A 3,588-nucleotide genomic window follows, 5' to 3' on the forward strand; every position below is an offset into this window, starting at 1 on the left:
ATATCCGTAAGACAATTAACTTCCTGATGAGTGCCAATATGTCCGAAATTATTGTCATTGTGGTTGCCATGATTTTGGGTTGGGGTAGTCCATTGATGGCCGCCCAGCTATTGTTCATTAATTTGGTGGCCGATGGACTACCAGGCTTTGCGCTTGCTAAGGAACCACCCCATGGTGATGTGATGCGGGATAAGCCAGTTAACCCTCGGGCAAGCGTCTTTGCCCACGGCTTAGGACTTCGCATTGCTTTTAACGCCATTTTGTTTGCGTTGATTACATTAGCAGCGCAGGGATACGGCGTTTACACAGACAATAATTCAGCGGGGCACACCATGGCGTTTATCGTCTTGTCAATTTCATCAATCTTGCACGTCTTTAATATTCGCAGTGATGCTTCGATGTTCCGCGTGAAGTTTTCAGCTAACCGGAGTTTGGTGATGATGGCGCTTCTGTCATTGGTGTTAACTATCTTAGTTGTAACGGTACCCGTGACCCAAGACATCTTCCACTTTATGCCGTTGACGGTTGGTCAATGGCTATTGACGATTATTCTATCGATAATTCCGAATATTATTTGGGAAGTGATTAAGATGAACAATCGTAAAATACAATAACAATCAGGCGATATACTTCGGTATATCGTCTTTTTATTTTAAATAAGTAAGCAGGGTTAATTAAAAAGACGAATAAAAATTATTCAGTGACGACTTATTTAAATAAAAGTCGAACTTTGTGTCGTGAAAGCATTGAAAACAAAAATGTTAGTTGATACAATAGTTTTTGTGATAAAACGTTTTTAAATGTTCGTGTTTTCGCGCATTTAACGCAAAAGGGAGGCCATCATGGCAGGAATCGTAGTAGTTGGTAGTCAATGGGGAGATGAAGGAAAGGGTAAGATCACGAACTTCATCGCACAGGAATCAGACATGGTTGTTCGTTACCAAGGTGGAAACAACGCTGGCCACACGATTTACGTGAATGGACAAAAATTTGAATTATCAGCAATTCCATCAGGAATCTTTAACCCAGCTCGTTTGGCGGTAATTGGTAATGGTTCAGTTGTGAACCCCAAGGCGCTCTTGGAGGAATTACGTGCTATTCAAGATAAAGGTGTTACAACTGACAACCTGCGCATTTCAGACCGCGCGCACGTCATTTTTCCATACCACATTTTGATTGATCAACTAGCCGATGCTAAGAAGGGTGACGGTAAAATTGGTACAACGGGTCGTGGTATTGGGCCAACTTACATGGATAAGGCTGCACGTACAGGAATTCGTGTCGTAGATTTGCTTGATGAAGACGTGCTCCGCGAACGCTTAACAACCGTCTTGGCTGAGAAGAATGAACTTCTTGAGAAGATTTATAACCATGCCCCATTAGATTTGGATGAATTGGTTGCCGAATTCTCGGGTTATGGCGACGCATTACGACCATACATTACAGATACGACGGTTATCGTGAATGAATATTTGGATGCGGATAAGCGAGTGCTTCTTGAAGGGGCGCAAGGCGCAATGCTGGACATTGACCACGGGACGTATCCCTATGTAACATCATCATCACCAGTTGGTGGTGGTGCAACGATTGGTGCCGGTATCGGGCCAACTAAGATTGATCGCGTTGTAGGGGTTGCCAAGGCCTACACATCACGCGTTGGGGATGGCCCATTCCCAACGGAACTGTTTGATGAAGTTGGGGCCACAATTCGTGAAGTTGGTCATGAGTATGGTGTTGTGACCAAGCGACCACGTCGAATTGGTTGGTTGGACACGGTGGTACTACGTCACGCGGCCCGCATTGGTGGTTTCACGCACTTGTCTTTGAATTCATTAGACGTTTTGTCAGGCCTGAAGACGCTTAAGATTGCCGTCGCGTACGAATTAGATGGTCAACGCATTGAACATTATCCAGCGAGTTTGGCGGATGTCCGTCGCGTGACGCCAGTTTATGAAGAGCTACCTGGCTGGGATGAAGACATTACACAAGTTAAGACACGTGAAGAGTTGCCAGCAAATGCGGAAGCTTACTTGAAGCGCGTGGAAGAATTGATTGGAGTGCCACTCTATACCTTTGCGGTTGGGCCATCAAACGAACAAACGATTATTCTATTTGATATCTGGAACGAGGGATAAATCATGCCAACAATGACGTTACAACGGACTGTTTTAGGAACTGAAGAAATTGCGGCAATGGTGGAACGCGTCGCCGCTGAAATCAACGCCGCAACGGCAGACGTTGAGCGTCCTGTATTTGTGGGCGTGATGAAAGGTGCATACATCTGGATGGCTGATTTGCTACGAGCAGTTGGTCGCGATGTTGAAACGGACTACATTGATGTGTCGAGTTATGATGGGAATGCATCGACGGGACGTATTACCATCCAGCGTGATTTGAAAGTCGATTTAACTGGTCGCACGGTCGTTATCCTCGATGAAGTAATCGATTCAGGATTAACATTGCGCTATCTGAAACATGATTTCGAAGAGCGTGGGGCCGCACGGGTTCTGATTGCGGTTGCTGTTGATAAGCGTGAAGATGCCTCAGCTGGTGGTGTGACACCAGACTTTATTGGCGCGAAGGTACCTAACGAGTTCCTCGTCGGGTATGGGATGGACTATAACAACCACCACCGTAATCTACCTTACGTTGCGGTGCTTGAAGTCAAAGATTAAGCGACTAAGATTTTAGAGAAGTAAATTAAGTGAAAGAAACCGCGGTATCATGCGGTTTCAAGGGATAACCCTAACTGGTCAGATCGGCTGGTTAGGGTTATTTTGCATTAGCCAGCAATAATTAATGGATTAATGGGAAATGTGGCTATTTTATGTCTATGTTCGTAGTGTTTGTAAACGTTTCGTGAATTTGGTCTCTTATTTTTGTTTATGAACTTTCCTGGATTTACACTGTCCTTGTATTAACGAACTACAGCTATTTTTTGAACGATTTTAGAAAGGAATTTATCATGACGATTAAGAAGACTGCCATCACGTTGCTTTGCCTTGGTGCCTTGGGCGGAACCGCATATGGTGCAATTGAAGCACCGACAGCCAGTGCGCATATGCATTATCCAATGTTGCGACTTTGCCACAAGCAATCATTTAAGACGATTACTAATAAGCACATCAGTATTAAGGTGCCTAAGTATTTAGTGGCAGATTCATCAAAGCCAATTACTTTCGATACGATGACGCAATTACTTAGTTCGTATAAGTTGAAGGGTGTTGGTGCATATACCATTACCGGACTAGGTAAACCACAAACTTTGCATCCACACGGACCGGCTCTCAACATGGATCAACTAAAGAAAGCACCGAAAGTGACATTGCTTGAAAATGGTAAGAAAGTGACCGGTTATACGGCTAACGTCCAAATTAAATCTGCCTTCTATGGCTTTAACCATCTACGTGGCACGCTAAACATTAAGCTTTTCATTCCAATCCAGCAAACGTCGACAGTTACATTTAACGCCGGTGCTGGCTCCTTCGCGGATGGTGTGTCAACCGCAACGGTCGAAGCGCTTAAGAATGAAACATTGGCTACCGAGAGTTTGCCGGTTGCACCAACCCGTGAAGGTTATACCTTCGT

4 protein-coding genes are annotated in these 3,588 nt (G+C 44.6%); all 4 read left to right on the forward strand.

Annotation, left to right across the window (positions count from 1 at the left end):
- Positions 1–614, forward strand: a 614-nt coding sequence (locus tag WEIDD23_RS05770; protein ID WP_197458821.1) for a cation transporting ATPase C-terminal domain-containing protein, incomplete at its 5' end; no start/stop codon positions are given.
- Positions 615–842: 228 nt separating this feature from the next.
- Positions 843–2,135 carry an adenylosuccinate synthase gene (locus tag WEIDD23_RS05775; RefSeq protein ID WP_010371348.1) on the forward strand — a complete coding sequence of 431 codons (1,293 nt, stop codon included), beginning with the start codon at positions 843–845 and terminating at the stop codon, positions 2,133–2,135.
- A 3-nt stretch (positions 2,136–2,138) separates the two neighbouring features.
- On the forward strand, positions 2,139–2,675 hold the full coding sequence (locus WEIDD23_RS05780) for a phosphoribosyltransferase (RefSeq protein ID WP_010371345.1): 537 nt from the start codon (positions 2,139–2,141) through the stop codon (positions 2,673–2,675).
- Between the two features lie 290 nt (positions 2,676–2,965).
- On the forward strand, positions 2,966–3,588 hold a 623-nt coding region (locus WEIDD23_RS13535; RefSeq protein WP_197458822.1), incomplete at its 3' end, for a hypothetical protein.

It is taken from the genome of Weissella sp. DD23 (assembly GCF_001579105.1).
GTDB classification, from domain to species: domain Bacteria; phylum Bacillota; class Bacilli; order Lactobacillales; family Lactobacillaceae; genus Weissella; species Weissella cibaria.